The sequence below is a fragment of the Mumia quercus genome (assembly GCF_025506335.1).
In the GTDB taxonomy this organism is placed as follows: domain Bacteria; phylum Actinomycetota; class Actinomycetes; order Propionibacteriales; family Nocardioidaceae; genus Mumia; species Mumia quercus.
Genome location: NZ_JANZYO010000001.1, coordinates 1 through 16624, shown reverse-complemented (window position 1 = coordinate 16624; position 16624 = coordinate 1). Strand labels below are relative to the sequence as shown.

The window sequence follows — 16624 nt, the reverse complement described above, 5'->3', positions numbered from 1 at the left end:
TCTCCCCAGGCCTGGCGGAGGTCCCCCGCCCCTCCCGCCAAGGGCTCGGTCACGCGGCGAAGCCGCCGTCGATGTCGAGGCTCGCACCGTTGATGAACGCCGCCTCCGGGCCGGCGAGGTACGACACGAGGGCGCCGATCTCGGCCGTCGTACCGAACCGGTCGCTCGCCATGACCTCCAGCATGTGCCCGGCGAGCGGGCCATCAGCCGGGTTGGCGTCGGTGTCGCTCGGGCCTGGCTGGATGTTGTTGATGGTGATCCCGCGCGGCGCCAGCTCGCGCGCGAGGCCGCGGGTCAGGCTCGCCAACGCGCCCTTGGTCAGCGCATAGACCGACTGACCTGGGAACGGTGTGCGGTCGGCGTTGATGCTGCCGATGTTGACGATGCGGCCGCCGTCGCCCAGGTGCGCGAGCGACTCGCGGATCGCGACGACCGCGGAACGGACGTTGATGGTGAGCATCGCGTCGATGTCGGCCATGGCCAGCTCGGTGATCGGGCCGAAGCTGCCGACCGCCGCGTTGTTGACCAGGATGTCGAGCCCGCCGAACTGCTCGACGGTCCGCGCGACGGCCGACTCGACGTCCTGCTCGCACCGGCTGTCGGCGTGGATCGCGAGCGCCGTCCCGCCGGCCGCGGTGACGCCATCTGCGACGCCCTCGGCGCGCTCCTTGGCGTTGGCGTAGGTGAACGCCACCCTCGCCCCGTCGGCCGCGAGGCGCGCGACGATGCCGGCGCCGACTCCTCGCGATCCGCCGGTCACCAGTGCGGTCTTGGCCTCGAGCGGTCGTGTCGTCATGGGGGTCCTTCCAGTTATTGAGTGGATGATCAAGAAACCACCATGGGAGCGCGGAGTCATATTTGAGTGCTCGATCAATAACCCGTACGCTCAGCCCATGCCCAGGCCACGGAAGTTCGACGAGCAGGACGTCCTCGAAGCCGCCCGGGATGCCTTCTGGCGCGACGGCTACGCCGGCACCTCGGTGCAGGACCTGACCGAGGCGACAGGGTTGAAGACGCAGAGCCTGTACGGGGCGTTCGGGAGCAAGCACGACCTCTTCCTGCGGGTCCTCGACGAGTACGGCACACGCCAGGCGGCCGGCCTCGAGTCCGCCGTGGCGACCGACTCGAGTCCGTGGCACGGGCTCAAGGCGGCTGTGACGTTCGAGGACGGCGGTCGCCTCGACCTGCCGCAGCAGGGCTGCCTGATGGCCAACAGCACCGCTGCCTTGAGCGCTCAGGACGAGGAGGTACGCACCCGCGCCTGCCAGGCGTACGAGGGGACTCTTGCGCTGTTCTCCCGACAGATCACCGCGGCGCAGGAGCGTGGCGAGATCGACGGCGACCTCGATGCGGACCAGACCGCGCGCGCGTTGATCGCGGTGATGCAGGGCATCGAGTTCCTCCACAAGTCCGGGATCGGCGACGATGAGCTCCGCCTCGCGAAGGACGCCGTCCTGCACCTGATCGGGCGCGCCGCGGGGGAGGCCGACGCATGAGCACGGTCGTCAAGACGATCGGCATCATCGGCGCCGGCGAGGTCGGGAGCCAGATCGCGCGGGCAGCACTGAAGGTCGGGTACGACGTCGTCCTCGCCAACTCGCGCGGCCCCGAGACGCTGACCGCGCTGATCGACGAGCTCGGGCCGGGCGCCCGCGCGGCGACTGCGGCCGCTGCTGCTGCCGCCGGAGACATCGTCGTCGTGGCCGCGCCGCTGACGCTCGACAACAATCTGCCCGTCGACGAGCTGGCCGGGAAGATCGTGCTCGACACGAACAACTACATGGCGTGGCGCGACGGGCACTACCCGATGGTCGACTCGGGCGAGAAGACCGAGCACGAGCTGCGCCAGGAGCACCTCCCGCACTCGAAGGTCGCCAAGGCGTTCACACACATCCAGGCGCCGAGGCTGTTCTTGTCGGCGAGCCCGGCAGGTACGCCGAGGCGGCACGCGCTGTCCGTGTCGAGCGACTTCCCTGAGGCGGTGGAGGTGGTGACGCGGTTGTACGACGAGTTCGGGTTCGACACCGTCGACAACAGTCCGCTGAGCGAGTCGTGGCGCAGCGGTCCCGGCCAGCCCGCCTGGAACGCGCACGCCCACCAGACCCGCGAGGAGCTGGCCGCCAACCTCGCCGCAGCGAAGCACGGCATCCCCCGGCCTTAGCGCTGGGGCTCCGCCACCGCCACTCCGTGCCGCTGTGTCACGGACAGGATCGCCGCCATCGACTCCTCCACCGGCTGACCCGCTGGCACCGACTGCGAGAAATCCGCGAAGAACTTCCCCGCCCCGTCACCCGACGTGATCGCCACGAACCGCGCCGACTCCCCGACCACCCCGAACGTGCTCGGCGTCCCCGCCGGGAAGACGACCACCCCGCCAGGCTCCACCTCGTACGAGGTGCCGTCGACGATCGCGGTGACCCGCCCTTCGAGCAGGAACAGCACGCCCGTCCACGGCGAGACGTGCGGCGGCGCCATCGGCGCGGCCGGCGCGACGACCTCGAACACCTCGAACGCCCCGCAGTCGTCGCGTACGGCGACCTTCGCGACGTGGTCGCCGTCGATCATCGGATAGTGCCGCCCCTCTCCGGGCGGGATGTGCACCGTACTCATGGCTCCTCCTCTGCCTTCGTACGCCCAGCGTCGGGCGGTCACGCAGCGTGGGAGCGAGTAGTCGGTTACTCGACTCCGAGGATGTCCGCCATCGCGGCCCGGTCGGAGACGCCGAGCTTCTGCCCGGCGCGATAGAGGTGACCCTCCACCGTCCGTACGGACAGGGTCAGCCGCTCGGCGATCTCCTTGTTCGACAGGCCGCGGGCAGCCAACGCGGCGATCTCCCGCTCGCGCGCAGTCAGCGGCAAGGGGCGGGCGGCGACCGCGAGCGCCGGCGTACGAGCTCCGGAGCGGCGGGCCAGCTTCTCGGCGACGGCCGCCGCAGACAGCGCCGAGCCCTGCCGGCCGTGCTGGCGATGCTGCTCCGCAGCCTGAGCCGCCGCGTCCCCGGCCGCGACGAGATCGCCGAGCCGGGCCCACGCGTCGGCCACGTCCAGTAGCTCGGCGCCGTCTCCGTCGGCCAGGGCCTGCGCGTGGGCGCACGCCGTCGTCGCCCGAGGACTGAGCCCGGCCAACGCTGCGAGGCGGGGCGCTGCCGCCGTCGCGTCGCCGAGCTGGACCGCGGTTTGCCACGCCAGCGCCTCGTACGCGGGTTCGCCCGCCTCCCGGGCGAGGTCGGCCGCAGCGACGGCGTGACCGACCGCCTCCGTCGTCGCCCCCGCGGCCGCCGCTCCCCAGGCGCGCGCCAGGAGGTCGTCGGAGAGGAGGAGCCGGTACGCGGGGTGCTGCCCGGCGGCGATCTCGGCGCACAGCGGCGCCGCTTCCTCGGCGAGGCCCGCCTGGCCGAGCGCGGCAGCCAGCAACGTACGACACCGGAACCGGAACTCGTGACCCGACTCCGCCAGCCCCGCCCACGCCTCCCGCAGCGCGACCAGCGCATCACCGACGCGACCGGCGGCGAGCGCCGCGTGCCCCGCGACGACCAGCCCCATCAGCCGCGCGGGTCCGGGAAGGTCCGCCGACGCGGCCTGCATCCGGCGCGCCTGGTCCTCGGCAACGTCGGGCGTCCCGGCGAGGCGGTGCCCGAGGACCTGCAGATCGGCCAGCCCGAATCCGGGGATGCCCGTGGGCACGCGGTCGGCCGTGAGCCCGCCGACCGCTGCGGCCTCGTCGAGCAGCGCGCGGTCGCCGGTGACGGCCGCCGCCGCGGACACGGCAGACCCGACGAGGATGCGGGCCAGGTCGTCGGGCAGCTCCGTACGCAGCAGCGCTGGGCCGCGTGCGAGGACCGGCTCGATCTCACCGACCGCGGCCGCGAGGGCGAGTGACATCGCGCCGACGTAGAGCGGAGCCGCGCCGGTCGCTTCGGCTGCGGCCAGCGCCTCGCGGGCCTTGTCAGGACTCGCCATGGTCCACAGCAGGTTGCCCGTGCGGTGCAGCTGTGCCATGGCACGCGTCCCCTCGTCCGGCGCGCTCGCGGCGAGGTCGGCGAGGATCGCTTCGGCCTCGTCGCCGCGGCTGAGCCAGGACAGCGCCCCGGCGTGGACGAGCCGAGCGAGCGGGTCGCCCGTCGCGGCGGCAGCGCGGGCCAACCGCTCGGCCAGCGGCAGGTCGTACATCCGCGTCGCCGCCTCCGCGGCCTGCAGGAACAGCGCCGGGTCTGGCGACAGGTCCGAGTCGAGGGTGAGGACGGCGCGCGGGATCGGATCGGGTGACGCGTCGAGCGTCCGCGCGACCTGGCCCCGAAGGCGGCGCGCGCGCAGCGTTCCCATCACGGCACGGCGGACCTCCCCGTACAGGGGGTGCGCGAGCCTGGCGATGAGTCCGTTGGTGCGTACGAGTCCGCGCCCCTCGGCCCGCTCGACATCCGCAGGCGAGGTCAGCGTGCACAGCGTCGGCACGGTCACGGGCTCGGCCAGCGCGACCATGTCGACGACGTCCTGTACGCCCGCCGGCAGGGCGCCGATCTCGCGTTCGAGGAGGTCGGTGAGCTCGGGAGAGATCGCGAGCTCGCGGGTCCACCGCCAGATCCCCGTCGTCGGGGCGAACCGTCCCGCCGCCACCTCCCCGGCCAACAGATGCCGGAGGAACAGCGGGCTGCCCTGGGTCAACGCCCACAACCGCTGGGCGGATGCCGAGTCGACCGGCCCACCGAGCACGCGGGCGACCAGGCCGGTGGTCTCAGAGACGTCGAGCGGTGTCAGGTCGAGGCGTGGGAGATGGTCGTCCTTCCACAGGGACGTCACCGTGTCGGGGGCGGGCTCCCCGGTCCGGAGGGTGACGACGACCGGGGCCAGCCGTCGTACGACCAGGCGGTGCAGCACGATCGCGGAGTGCTCGTCGAGCAGGTGCGCGTCGTCGACGGCCAGCACCAGCGGCTGTCGCTGAGCGAGCTGTTCGAGCGCGCGGCCGATGGTCTCGGCGGCGTCACCTGCCGGGATGTCGAGGACACCAGCGAACGCCCCCAGCGGGTACGGCCGGGCGGCGGCGCTGCCATGAGCCCACAGAACCGTGGCGCCACGACCCCGCGGACCGGCCAGCGCCTCACGGGCGAGCCGGGTCTTGCCCATCCCCGCCGGGCCCGCCACCACGATCCCCGCCCTACCAGGCCGGATCGCCGCCGCGATCCTGCGCAGCTCCTCGTCCCGACCGGTCAGCGGCCACAGCCGCTCCATGTCATCAGGCTAGCGACGCGCGATTCGAGTACCGGACTACTTGCACCGCCTGGGCCGGTCCGCGCGAACGTCGATGGATGAGCACTCGTACCGTCCTCGTCACCGGTGCCGGTCGCGGCATCGGCCGCGCCACCGCCGTACGCCTGGCCGGCTCGGGCTGGCAGGTGTACGGCGGCGTCCGCACCGACCTTGCCGCGAAGGAGCTCGCCGCGGAGTCCGACCGGATCACGCCGGTCGAGCTCGACGTCACCGTGCCCGAGCACGTGGCGGCGCTCGACCGCGATCTCCCTGAGCGACTCGACGCGTTGGTCAACAACGCCGGCATCGCCGTCGCCGGGCCGGTGGAGACGCTGTCGCGGGAGGCTATGCACCGCCAGTTCGACGTGAACCTGATCGGGCCGCTGGCGGTGATGCGGGCGATGCTGCCGCGGCTGCGGGCGGCGCGCGGGCGGATCGTGTTCCTCTCGTCGATCAACGGGCGGGTGTCGTTCCCGTTCACGGGGATGTACAACGCATCGAAGTACGCCGTCGAGGCGGTGGCGGACTGCCTGCGCGTCGAGCTGTGTCCGTTCGGCGTGCAGGTCGGGCTGATCGAGCCGGGCGTCATCGACACCGAACCGTGGCACGAGATGGATCAGGTCCTCGACGGGCTCGAGGCGGGGCTCGGCGCGGAGTATCGGGACCTGTACGCGGCGCACTTCGCCGGCGAGCGGGAGCTGGTCGCGAAGATCCGCAAGAACGCGAAGCCGCCTGACCAGGTTGCGGCGGTCGTCGAGCGCGAGCTGAGCCGGCGGCGGATGCGCACACGGACGCTCGTCGGCGGAGATGCGCGAGCGATCGTGGCGATGAAGGCAGTGCTGCCAGCGCGTGGCCTCGACGCTGTGTGGGGCCGAGGGCTTGGAGGCTAAGCGGGCTCAGCGCGGTCGGTAGACGTCAGCACGGTGCGCGAGCCGGGTGACGATGATGCGGTCGAGATCATCCTCGATGCGGTAGAGCACGCGATAGCTGCCGCGTCGCGCGCTCCACTCGCCATCGAAGTCATCGCGCAGCGGCTTGCCCACGCGTCGAGGCTCGTTCGCCAACGGTCCGAAGAGAAACTCGATCACCGCCGGCACAACCCGGGGAGGTAGTCGGTCCATGTCCCGGATCGCCGATCCGGACAACTTCACCGACCACGAGCGGTCAGCGGTCACCGCGGTTCACGCCGTACCGCTCGCGCACCGCTTCCTCGTCCCACAGCTCATCGGCCGCTGCTTCCTCGCGACTCGTCTCGAGGTCGTCACGCACGCCCGGCTGTGCCTGCCAGTAGAGCGTCTCCTCGATCGCCTCAAGGTCATCGACGCTGATGAGCACCACAGCCGGGCGGCCATGCTTGGTGATCGTCACGCGTTCGTGCGTCGACACGGCCTCGTCGACGAGCTCGTTGAGGCGTGTCTTGGCCTCCGTCAGCGGGATTGTCGGCATGGCGCCATCGTACGTCGAAAAGAGATCCGAATAAAGGTCCGTTTCCTTCGGTGCAGCCGCCGCTCATGGCAGGACGGCCACCCCGTCGATGCGGACCGGCTTCCGCTTCGTCACCACCTTGAGCGTGATCGGCCCCGCGAACGCCCGCCGCGGGAGCACGACGACCTGGCGGTGACGCGTCGCCGTCGAGCGGAGGCTCACCCGCGCAACGCGCCGCGACCCGACGAGCACGTCGACGCTGCCGCAGCCCTTGCACCGCGTGACGACAAGCGCGATCGCCCCACCACGAGTCGCGGCGCTCCTCAGCGTCGCGCCCTTGCGAGTGCTCGTGGAGATCGTGCGCTGCAGGTACGCCGCGCCCTTCGTCCGCTTCCATCCGGCCGAGGCCTTGAGCGCACGGTCGTCGTACGGAGCACTCGTGCACACCGCAGGGCTCCACCCGGAAACATTGCCTGCCCGGTCACGCGACCGCGTTGAGAAGCACGCCGTCGTCCCCGCCGCCACGGCACGTGTGAGCGTCGTCGTCCGCGACGCCTGCCAGCCCTTCGGCACGGACCATCCGGACGTCGCTCCCGAGCGGGCGACCGTACGGACGCGGGTGTCGTACGACGCCACGCCGGACCCGATGTCCGTGCCCGACACCCGTACGACGGCCTTGCCGTCGAGCGTCACCGCAGCACCGCGCGCGGCCTTCGCGGAAGGCGCCCGCTTGTCGACGCGCACCCCGCGTACGGGTCCGGCCGTGGCGCAGTTGCCGGCCTTGTCGCAGACGCGCCGCGTACCGGTCGCCGCGTTCGCGCTCGCCGTCCCCGCGGCCACGGACGTCTTCAGCACGAATGTCCCGTCCGCGGCGTTCGCCAGCCCGCTGCCAGCGTCGGTTGCCGTGCACGCGATCGACACGTCGGTCCGGGACCATGTCCCCGGCGCCGTCGCGCACCGGACCACCGGCGCGGCGTCGTCGGGCACTATCCCCTCACCGCGCAGCGGCACCGTCACGTCCCCGCTCGACGCCGGCACCACGAGCGTCGCCGTACGCGAGCCGGCCGCCGTCGGCGCGAACCTCACCGACACCTCGGCGGACTCGCCGGCCGCGAGCGTACGGGGCAGCGTCCCGGGGTCGGCCTCGAAGTCCGCCGCATCTGCGCCCTCGAGGCGCGGCGCCTCGACCTCGACCGGGCCCGGCGATCCGTTCGTCAGCGTCACCGCCTGCGCACCGGAGCTCGTCCCCACCCGGACCACGCCGACGTCGACGCTGCCCGGATCTGCCGTGAGCCGCGCCGCGCGCGCACCCACACCCGGCCGCGCGACGAACAGGCGCGGCTCCCCGCGATACACGCCCGACCCGACGATCGCCCCGTCGTCCGCGATGTCCGTCGCGTCGTGCAGCAGCCCCCAGTCCTGTCCGGGCGCGAGCAGCGACTCCAGGCTCCGGGCCTTGCCGTTCGTATGCAGGAAGGCCCGCAGATCCTGCGTCCGCCCGACGAAGTCGCCGTACGCGTTCACCGACTCCGCCCGTCCCGGGCTCTCCTCGATCGTCGTGCGGGCGTTGCCCACCATGCGCAGCGGGCGGGACATCAGCTGACCGGCGACCGCACCGGTGGAACCGACGCCGAGGGCCAGCGACGCGTCGCCCGCGGGCATGCCCATCGAGTCGATCACGCCGTCGACCCACCGGACCGCGTTCTCCCGACCGAACCGCGAGATCGAGTAGCCGACGATCAACCCGTCGTCGTTGATCGCGGTCGCGACGCCGCCGGCTCCCGGATGGGTCGGGTCGAGGTCCGCGAGGTGCGTGACGGTGCCGTCGACCCACGTCGCGGCCTTGTTGTACGACCGGCCGACGACCGTGCCCGCGTCGTTGATCCCCGAGGCGACGAAGTTGTCCGGCAGCCGCACCGACGTGCCGCCACGCCACACGTACGACACGTCACCGATCCAGTACACGACGTCGCCGTGCGCGTTGACGGCCTGGAGGTTGAGGTTGTCCGACGCCATCGGCAGCGTCGTCGTACGGCCTGCGTGCTCGAGCGTGATCCGCTTCGTGCCCGCGCTGTCGCGGTGCAGCGTCGCCATCGTCGCGCCGTCGCGGACCGCGCCGATGACGTCCTTCGGCAACGCCTCGAGCGTGTAGACGAGCTTCGCCCGTACGGCCGCCGACGCAAGGTCGTCCTCGAGCGGATCCGCGTTGTCGGGCACCGAGTCGCGGTCGTCCTCGCCGGCCGCGACCACCTCGGCCTCGACGTCGAGGTCCACCTCGGCCCGCGTCGCGCGCACCGCCAGGTCGAGCGTGGCGGACGAGCGTTTCGCCAGCGACGGGAGGGTCCACGTGCCCGAGCTCTGGTCGTACGACCCGTGGCTGGGCGTCGCGGACACGGGCGTGAGGCCCTCGGGCACCCGTACCGCGATCTCGAGATCCGTCGCCGCGAGCGGGAAGGAGTTCGACGCGGACACCCGCACCGTCGCCGGCGACCCGACCGGCGGCTCCTCGGTCGGCGCCGTGACCGTCAGCGACACGTCGCGGTCGGTGATGTCGTCGACGCACGCGTCCCCGATGCCGTCGGCGTCCTCGTCCTTCTGCGCAGGGTCGGCCTTGAGGACACACACGTCTGCCGCGTTGGGGACGCCGTCGTCGTCGCTGTCCGAGAGCGTCGACAGCGCCGTAGCGTCCTCGACGTCCTGCCCCGCCCGCTCGGCGCCGGCACGCGCGGCGCCCTGCGCGGACACGCCCTCGGTCCGGTATCCGCCCGAGCTGCGCAGGTCGTACCGGATGTTCGCCCAGTCGTCGTGCCCCTCCAGCGCGATCGGCCGGATCGTCTGGCACGCGGTGCCGCCGCGCCCGTCGGCGGCGATGCCGGCCCGGACACCGGTCTGCGCCGCGCCGCCGACCTGGTTCCAGTCGATGGCCCAGACCGGCGACCCGCTGCGCCAGACGCACTCGCCCTGCACGGCGTCGTACCAGCTGAACGCGGTGGCGGACCAACGCTTCGTGATCTCGGCCTTCGTCGCGGCCGACTCGTTCGCGGCGATCCCGGCGACCTCGTCGAGGTTGTTCTCGTGCAGCGTCGGGAGCTTCCACCGCGAGTAGTCGAGCGGGCGGGTGGGCGTCGAGGCGAGGAACTGGAACGTGTAGTTCATGACGCTCAGGTAGTTCGGCTTGTTGTGGACGCCGTCCGCGCCGCCGTGGTTTAGCCCCATCGCGTGGCCGAGCTCGTGCATGAAGGTGCCGGCCTCGATCTCGCTCTTGCAGTGCTCGACGGTGACGCAGCGGCTGAGCGTGCCGCCGGTCCGGATGACATCGTCGTCGTCCCAGCTGCCGAGGCTGATGAGGACGTCCTGACCGCCGAGGTCCGCGACGCCGGAGGTCTTGGGGGCCTCGTCGAAGCGGTGGGTGAACAGCGCGTACCGGTAGATCAGCCGCTTCGCCCCGAGCACCGCGTGGCAGCGCGGTCCCGACCGGTCGGCCTTGGTACCGAACGCCCCGTCGCAGAGGTCACCCGGCTTGCCGTCCTTGAGGTCCCAGTAGTCGTCCTCGTCGCCCGAGCCGCGCGCCATCACCAAGATGTCACCGCTGTGCTCGACCGCATCGTCGACGCGACCGGCGGACCCGGGCGAGAGGTGGAGGTTGATGCCGCCGTTCGGCGCGAACTCGTACGCCTTGATGACCCGCTCCAGCGCCAGTGCGGACGGGCGGTCGCTGTGCAGCGAGCCCTCCATGTAGTCGACGTCCACGTACACATCGGGCTTGGTCGGGTCGGCCCCGTACGGCGCTGCGTTGAGCGGAAGGTCGATGGTGCGGTCCCCGTCGTAGTCGATACCGTCCCGCTCCCAGCTGTCGCAGATGGCGTCGCCGTCGTCGTCCAGCGTCCCGTCGCCGTCGGTGTCCAGGCAGACCATCGACACCTCAGAGGTCGAGCCGTCGGCACCGGTCGCGGTCGCCGAGTAGGTGGCGTTCCTCGTCTGGTCGCCGGGCAGCTCGAGGACGAAGTGCCCGCCGGTGGCGGTCGGGTGGAGGGTCGCCGTGCCGACCCACTCCTTCGCCGCGCCGAATCCGCTGACCGGCCCAGGGCCCGCCGCCTTGTAGACGTCGACGACCGTGCCCTTCGGGTCGGGTGTCGCGAGGACACCGGTGACGAACGTCTTCGTCTGGACCTTGTCGTACGACGCAGAGACACCGACCGGGAAGTTGAGCAGGCCGTTGGGACCGGTGTCGGCGTCCTTGGCGTCGTTAGGGGTCGGGTCGCTCGCACCGAGGTCGATCGGAATGCCGGTGTTCTTGTCGATCACGTTGCCGCGGATCGTGATGCCACTGGTGGCCGCGCCGTCGACGCCGATGCCGGCTCCCGCGTTGGCGCTGACCGTGTTGCAGGCTCCGGTACAGCTGCCGGCGGGAATCGCATCGGCGGGCTTGAAGCCGATCGTCACCTGCGTCGCGCCCCCGTCGACCTTGATGCCCTGGTTGCGATTGGGGGCGTTGCCTCCGCCGGGGAGGACACCGACGGTGTTGGCCGCGACAGAGACGCCCGACGCACCGCGTACAAGGATGCCGTTGCTGTTGGCGACCACCACGTTGCCGTGGCCCGGGGTGCCGACGACGTGACCGCTGCCCTTCTCGACCCAGATGCCGACCCCCTGGTTGCGGAGGGCGCCGGTCCTGGCGAGATTCGCGCCGACGGTGTTGTCCGTAACGGTGCTCGCCGCGACGCCGTGCGCGACCACGATGCCGTCGCCATCGTTGCCGGAGACGAGGTTGCTGCGGACATCCCCGTACGCGCCGGCGGTCGGCGCTGACGGCTCGGCGGTGAGCTTGATGCCGCCGACCTTGTTCGGGACGGCCCACACGCCGGTGCCGTCGGTGCCGACCTTGTTGCTGAGGAGCTCGAGCGGCTCGCCCGCGTGGCCCCCGACGGCGAAGATGCCGCCGCCGTCGTTGCCGGAGACGACGTTGTGGCGCACCGACGACCGCTTGTCGTGGGAGAGGAGGATGCCGACGCCCTTGTTGGCGATCCGGGTGGCGCCGCCGCCCTTGGCGAGGCCGATGGTGTTGGTGCTGATGTCGTTTCGGCCACTGTCGGCCGTACGGATGCCGTCGCGCCCGTTGCCGGAGACGGTGTTGCCGGTGATCTTCGCGAACGCGGCGGGGGTGCTGAAGTCGGTCGGCCCCGACAGGCGGATCCCGTCGGAGGTGTTGCCGAGGGCTGCCGTGCCGGCTGCGTTCGTCCCGACGAGGTTGTCGGTGATCTCGTGGGCGTCGGAGCCCGCGATGCCGTACGCCCACACGCCGGTCTCGCCGTTCCCGGAGATGACGTTGGCGTGGAGGGTCGTCTTGGCGGCGCTGATGGCGACGACGCCTTGCATGCGGTTCGGCAATGCGGCGGTGCCGGCGGCGTCGGTGCCGATGCGGTTGCGGGAGACGACGGTGCCCTTCGCCGCTTGGGCGACCTCGACGCCGTGACTGACGTTGCCCGAGAGGAGGTTCCCGTCGGCGTCGGTGGTGCCGCCGATGCGGGTGTCGAGGGCGCCGTCGAGGACGGTGATGCCGAGGAGATTCGCGACGGTGGCGGTCCCGGTGGCGTTGGTGCCGATGCGGTTGCCGGCGATCTCGTTGTCCTTCGCCGCCGCTCCGGTGACCGTGATGCCTGCCTTGGCGTTGCCGGAGATCACGTTGCGGCTGGCGGAGGTGCCGATGACGTTGTCGGGCGACTTGTCGATGACGATCCCGTACGAGTTGCCGCGCGCGGTCGTGCCGTCCGTGGCAATCCCGATGTAGTTGCCGGTGACGAGGTTGCCGCCCGGGCCGGAGATGAAGATCGCGACGTCGAACTTGGAGAAGACAAGGCCGGAGACCGAGCTCGTGCCGGCTGCGAGACGCAGGCCGTCGCCGTTCACGCCGACGGTGTCGCCAGCGAGGTGGACGATCGGGGTGGTCCCGGCGCCGGGCTGGGTGAAGCCGTCGATCGTCACCGGCTCGGTAATCAGCGGGAGCTCGGACGTCGGCGAGATCGTGACCGGGCCGGAGCCGATGGCGAAGCGGATCGTGTCCGCGCCGCCGCCCGCGTTGGCCTCCTGGATCGCGGCGCGCAACGTGCAGACCGCGCCGGTCGCTGCGCTCGTACGGCACTGGCCGTCGCCCGGTGTCGCGTCGGTGTAGTCGGCGGCGGACGTCACGACGTACGGGCTCGCCGCGGCGGCCGGTGCCGTGGCCGCGAGTGTTCCGGCGACAGCCGTCGTGGTGGCGAGCATGAGCGCAGCCGTGCGCGCAGCGCTAAGCATCCTGGTGTTCCCCCGTGTGTGCGATCCGCCGAGCGCGGATTGGTCATCCCGGGCCGTTCCGAGAGGCCGGGCGTTGGACGACCGTACGAGCGCGGGGGTTCAGCGGGGTGCAAGTTTGCGAGGAGCGGGGACGCTTGCCCCACCAGTCGTTACGGGCGTGCTTGATACGTCCCTAGCTTGACTGTCTGCCGACGGCGGAGCCACCTGTGTCAACCGGGCGCCCGAGATTACGCCGAAGGCAGTGGACCCGAAGAAATTGTCAGGTTCGCACGTGATCAGATTTGGCAGGTGGCAGAGTGTGTACGGGCCGACGACGGTTGGGCGGCGAGCATGAAGAAGAGTTCCGAGAGGAAGGCTCAGCATTGAGTGAAGAGCAGGTTCGCCTTCCATTAGTTCCAGTCGAAAGAATGAGGGAGCGCACCCGCCTGGCGCGGGACGAGTCCGACACGTCGTACTTCTTTGATCTCCTCTACATGGGAGAGATGCTTTTGAAAATCGTCGTTGCTGATCTGGTTGCCGCAGTCGACGACGACCGAGACCACAATCGGTATGCCCTTGAATGCAGACTCGTCCGCGCTGATGGAATCGGCGAGTGGGCGGAGGTGCTCGAGGAGGTTCTCGCGGGACCACCGAGCCAACTCCTCAACCCCGCCGCGCGGGAGACCCAGCGGGAGCTGAGCATGAACGTCGGCACGGGGAACGACAGTTGGCAGAGGCGAGCGGTAGATCGGCTCAACGAGGCCTGCCATTACCTCGACGCGGATATCCCCATGACAACGAGACAGAAGACATCGTTTCGTCAGTGGGGGCGAAGGTTTGCATGGCTACGCAATAGGACGCGTGGCCATGGAGCTCCGAAGGCCGGCACCCTTTCGAGGGTCTGTCCAGCCCTAGCAGATTCGCTGGATTCACTCATCGAAGGAGCACCGACCTTTGCGCGGGACTGGGTGCATCTCTCGCAGACGTTGTCTGGGAAGTACCGCGTCAGTTGTTTCGGCGGCAGCCGCGAAACCTTCTCCTACCTAGCGCGAGAAGCCGGCCATTCGTTTCACGACGGCGTCTACATCGCACTTCCGGAACCGCGACCCGTCGCGTTGGTTCGTACTGACGCCGACCTGAGCGATTTCTTCCTGCCGAACGGCAACTACCGAAAGCAGCGCTTTGAGGCGATCTCGTACATCACGGATGAGACCCGGGGCGAGGATGGTGCCGCGTGGGCAATGCCGATCGAGGCGCGGCCCCGGAGCGAAACCACCGCGCAACCCGACCTCGATGTCGTGGGCCAGGTCTTCTCCAATATGCCACCCAAGCGCGAGGGCTACGTGCCGCGACCTGTTCTTGAAAACGATCTTAGGGCCGTGCTGATTGATGAACGAAATCCTGTCATCACGCTGCAAGGCAGGGGTGGGGTAGGAAAGACATCACTCGCCCTCGAGGTTCTCCACGAACTCTCGAACACGCAGGAGTTCTTCGCAGTTGTGTGGTTCAGCGCACGGGACATCGATCTACTTCAGGACGGACCAAAGGTCGTCCGTGCCGACATCCTCTCGACCGAGGATGTTGCCAAAGAGTTCGCTGGACTCATGCGACCGAAGGAGAAGCTAAACAACGCGGGGGCTCTGCAATACTTCACGGATTGTCTCGCAGGCCAGGCGCCCGACGGGCCATTTCTGTTCGTTTTCGACAATTTTGAGACCATCCGAGAACAGGTGAGCCTGTACGAGTACTTCAATAACGCGATCCGATTGCCGAACAAGGTCCTGATCACCACTCGAACCCGGGACTTCAAAGCCGATTACCCCATCGGCGTCGCGGGCATGGCTCGCGACGAGTATCACGCTCTGGTCAGGGAGACTGCCTCCAGCTTGGGAGTCCTCGAGCTCGTTTCGGAGGCCTACGAAGACCAGCTGTACGAGGAGTCCGACGGACATCCGTACATAACTAAGGTTCTCCTCGGTGAAAGCGCTCGCGGAAATCGGAAGGTATCCCTAAAAAGCGTCGTCGCTACGAAGGATGCACTACTCGACGCCCTCTTCGACCGTTCTTTTTCTTCGTTGTCACTGGCGGGACAGCGGGTGTTTCTCACGCTATGCAGTTGGAGATCATATGTTCCGAGGCTGGGACTCGAGGCTGTACTTCTCCGGCCTGGGAACGAGCGACTCGACGTTGACGGCTCCATCGCAGAACTCGAGCGTGCTTCACTCGTCGAGGTCGTCGAGGATTCGGAGGGGCAGACCCCCTTCGTCTCGGTTCCATTGGCTGCGGCCCTCTTCGGTAAGCGCAAACTGGTGACGTCCCCGCTCAAGGTCGCGATTGATGCCGACCTGGAACTCGTTCGTCACTTTGGGCCGGTCAGAGCAGCTGACGTTGCCCTCGGTCTCGCCCCGCGGCTTGACCGCCTTACTCGAGCCGTTGCGAAGCGCCAAGCTGATGGTGGAGATGTCGACCAAGAGATCGCAGTCCTTGAGTACATCGCATCCGGATACGCGCCAGCATGGCTCAATCTTGCCCGCCTGCAGCAGGAGACGGGCGCCACCCAGGAAGCGCTTGCTTCAATCAATCGATACCTCGAATCAGCGCCCCAAGACGGTGGCGCGTGGCGATCTCTGGTCGCTCTCTACCGAAGGGTCGGTGACCCGTTGGGTGAGATGCACGCTCGTCTCCAGCTTGCCGAGTTACTCGACTCTGACTTCGAGGATCTGAGCAGCGCTGCTGCGCGACTCAATGGCCTAATCTCCCGTCGCGAGATCTCCCTGGACGCCGACGAGCGCCGACTGATGTGTCAGCGGCTTCGACGACTGATGGAGTCAAGGTCCGCTGAAGCCGACGCCACGGATCTGTCGCGGCTCGCCTGGCTCTGCATGAACCTTCAGGACGTCGAAGCGGCTACCGCCTGGGTCAACGCGGGCCTAGCCATCGACGAGACCAACGGGCATTGCGCTAGCTTGCACGACCGCCTAGTTCGGGAGGCAGAGGCTTGATGACTAGTCGCATCGGAATGGTGCCCATTTTGAGACCGATGGGTGCCGTGGTTCTTCGCTGTTCCTAGACGTGGTGAGGAGCGCTGGCCTGCGCGAACCATCTGCTGGCTGGTCGACCAAGTCAATTGGGGACGAGGTTCGGCAGGACTGAGACGAAGCCTCTGCAGTGAAGAGCGGAGCAACCACGCGCCCAGGTCCGCCCCGGAGGTCCGAGGGTTCTTCGCCGCGCGTGGAATCACCGCCAAGGCGGTGCGCACCGACAGCGGCGCCTGCGGCCAGCTGGCCAAGCACCGCCGAACCCGGTCCTATCGACCCGTACACCGACTCTTCGACTCTCTGCGTGATGCGGTCCTGATGTAGGCGCTGGTGGCCCTGCGGCAGGGTGGGTGTTCTCAGGCATCTATCCAGAACAGGGACCACGAGCGTGTCTTAGCCTACGGATGGCGCCGCCTCTTCGGCTGTGTCGGTATTGTTCAACCTGCCCGGCTACGAGGTCCTCAAGGTGAGCGGCGACGACGACGGTGCTCGAACGGTCGTGATCGCTACCGCTCTCGGTATGAACCACCCCGGCGTGTCCGGAGACTTTCTAGTTTGAGACTCCGACCGTTGTCGGGGTCTGGTGGTGAGCGTAGTGAGCGGCCTCGGCTTCGACGGGTGTGAGGTCGTCGCAGTACTCGAAGGGTC

10 protein-coding genes are annotated in these 16624 nt (G+C 69.4%); 4 read left to right on the top strand and 6 right to left on the bottom strand.

Features of this window, described 5'->3' with window-relative positions; genetic code table 11:
- Positions 1-49 precede the first annotated feature (49 nt).
- On the bottom strand, positions 50-796 hold the full coding sequence (locus tag NYZ95_RS00055) for an SDR family oxidoreductase (protein ID WP_262847506.1): 747 nt from the start codon (positions 794-796) through the stop codon (positions 50-52).
- Between the two features lie 97 nt (positions 797-893).
- Here NYZ95_RS00055 and NYZ95_RS00050 point away from each other — a divergent pair, with 97 nt between their 5' ends.
- Positions 894-1496: a TetR/AcrR family transcriptional regulator gene (locus NYZ95_RS00050; RefSeq protein WP_262847504.1), complete on the top strand. Its 603-nt coding sequence runs from the start codon at positions 894-896 to the stop codon at positions 1494-1496.
- Positions 1493-2161: an NADPH-dependent F420 reductase gene (locus NYZ95_RS00045; protein WP_262847502.1), complete on the top strand. Its 669-nt coding sequence runs from the start codon at positions 1493-1495 to the stop codon at positions 2159-2161. Before NYZ95_RS00050 ends, NYZ95_RS00045 begins: the two co-directional genes overlap by 4 nt.
- Here the strand turns inward: NYZ95_RS00045 and NYZ95_RS00040 are convergent.
- Together NYZ95_RS00040 and NYZ95_RS19800 are read right to left on the bottom strand one after the other, a co-directional pair.
- A complete protein-coding gene (locus NYZ95_RS00040) occupies positions 2158-2610 on the bottom strand; it encodes a cupin domain-containing protein (RefSeq protein ID WP_262847500.1) in 453 nt (150 codons plus the stop codon). The genes NYZ95_RS00045 and NYZ95_RS00040 overlap by 4 nt on opposite strands.
- A gap of 65 nt (positions 2611-2675) precedes the next feature.
- On the bottom strand, positions 2676-5225 hold the full coding sequence (locus NYZ95_RS19800; protein WP_279307185.1) for a helix-turn-helix transcriptional regulator: 2550 nt from the start codon (positions 5223-5225) through the stop codon (positions 2676-2678).
- A gap of 77 nt (positions 5226-5302) precedes the next feature.
- Between NYZ95_RS19800 and NYZ95_RS00025 the strand changes: the two genes are divergently transcribed.
- Positions 5303-6133 carry an SDR family oxidoreductase gene (locus tag NYZ95_RS00025; protein ID WP_262847498.1) on the top strand — a complete coding sequence of 277 codons (831 nt, stop codon included), beginning with the start codon at positions 5303-5305 and terminating at the stop codon, positions 6131-6133.
- A gap of 6 nt (positions 6134-6139) precedes the next feature.
- On the opposite strand, the gene NYZ95_RS00020 is transcribed toward NYZ95_RS00025, so the two are convergent.
- The 3 genes from NYZ95_RS00020 to NYZ95_RS00010 all read right to left on the bottom strand — a co-directional run bounded on the left by NYZ95_RS00020 (position 6140) and on the right by NYZ95_RS00010 (position 12959).
- A complete protein-coding gene (locus tag NYZ95_RS00020) occupies positions 6140-6394 on the bottom strand; it encodes a type II toxin-antitoxin system RelE family toxin (protein ID WP_262848648.1) in 255 nt (84 codons plus the stop codon).
- A 13-nt stretch (positions 6395-6407) separates the two neighbouring features.
- The gene (locus NYZ95_RS00015) at positions 6408-6689 is read right to left on the bottom strand and encodes a type II toxin-antitoxin system Phd/YefM family antitoxin (RefSeq protein ID WP_262847496.1); all 282 of its coding nucleotides are present in this window, start codon (positions 6687-6689) and stop codon (positions 6408-6410) included.
- Positions 6690-6752: 63 nt separating this feature from the next.
- Positions 6753-12959, bottom strand: a complete 6207-nt coding sequence (locus NYZ95_RS00010; protein ID WP_262847494.1) for a choice-of-anchor D domain-containing protein — start codon at positions 12957-12959, stop codon at positions 6753-6755.
- A gap of 407 nt (positions 12960-13366) precedes the next feature.
- Here NYZ95_RS00010 and NYZ95_RS00005 point away from each other — a divergent pair, with 407 nt between their 5' ends.
- Positions 13367-15940 (top strand): tetratricopeptide repeat protein, encoded by a 2574-nt coding sequence (locus NYZ95_RS00005; RefSeq protein WP_262847492.1) that lies wholly within the window; start codon positions 13367-13369, stop codon positions 15938-15940.
- The last annotated feature ends 684 nt before the right edge of the window (positions 15941-16624 follow it).